Here is a 1,162-nt window from a genome sequence, read left to right on the forward strand (position 1 = left end):
CGATTATGTATACCGGCATGCAAGCCGGTGGGCAGCTTACGCAAACAACAGATGTAGAAAATTTTCCAGGTTACCCGCAAGGAATCATGGGGCCAGAAATGATGGAAGATTTCCGCAAACAGGCAGAGCGTTTTGGTACCGATATCCGTTTTGGTTATGTAAGTTCGGTTGATTTCTCTTCAACGCCACATAAAGTAGTGGTTGATGAAATTAAAACCATTACAGCTGATACCGTAATTATTGCTACAGGCGCTACAGCAAAATGGCTGGGTTTACCAAGCGAGCAACAATACAATGGTTTTGGAGTTTCGGCCTGTGCCGTGTGCGATGGTTTCTTCTTTAAAGGACAAGATGTTGCCATTGTAGGTGCTGGAGATACTGCTGCCGAAGAAGCAACATATTTAGCCAAATTGTGTAAAACCGTTCATTTATTGGTGCGGAGAGACGAATTCAGAGCTTCTAAAGCAATGGTGAGCCGCGTTTTAGCTACACCGAATATTGTGGTGCATTACAATACCGAAACGCAGGAGATTTTAGGTAATGGTAAAAATGTAACTGCAGTTAAAGTTTTAAATAACAAAACTGGTGTCGAATCTGATATCGCTGTAGAAGGTTTCTTTGTGGCTATCGGTCACAAGCCAAATACTGATATTTTTAAAGGCCAGTTGGATATGGATGAAACAGGTTATTTAGCTACCAAACCAGGTTCTACTTTAACCAATATCGAAGGCGTTTTTGCCTGTGGCGATGTGCAGGATATGTATTACAGACAGGCAGTAACTGCTGCAGGTTCTGGATGTATGGCCGCGCTCGATGCCGAAAGGTACTTGGCTGCTAAGGAACATCCTGTAGAAGCGTAAAATATTTTAATATAATTTTAAAAAGAGAAATCAGTAATGGTTTCTCTTTTTTTGTTGATGTCGTCATCTTGACTGAAACGTAGTGGAATGGAGAGATTTATCAAGTTTGATCTTGTTTCACGGGTCTTACAATTTCTCTTTTTTTTGGAAAGCAAATGCAGTAGTTCTTTTTATTGTTAGTCCTGCTTTACATTTCAAGTCCGCTCCCGATGAAAAATCGGGATTGCGTGCTTTCCATTACAATCAGGTTTAAAGACTTAGGTTTCTGCTACTATTGAGGGTAGAACAACGTGGTGTCTACC

General features: G+C 41.0%; 1 protein-coding gene. It reads left to right on the forward strand.

Annotated features, from left to right (window positions below):
• The coding region (gene trxB / locus AC1DPQ_RS28350; protein WP_477611655.1) for a thioredoxin-disulfide reductase at positions 1-860 on the forward strand (860 nt) is incomplete at its 5' end.
• Positions 861-1,162: the final 302 nt, after the last annotated feature.

This window comes from Pedobacter sp. 01T416_2, from assembly GCF_056398925.1.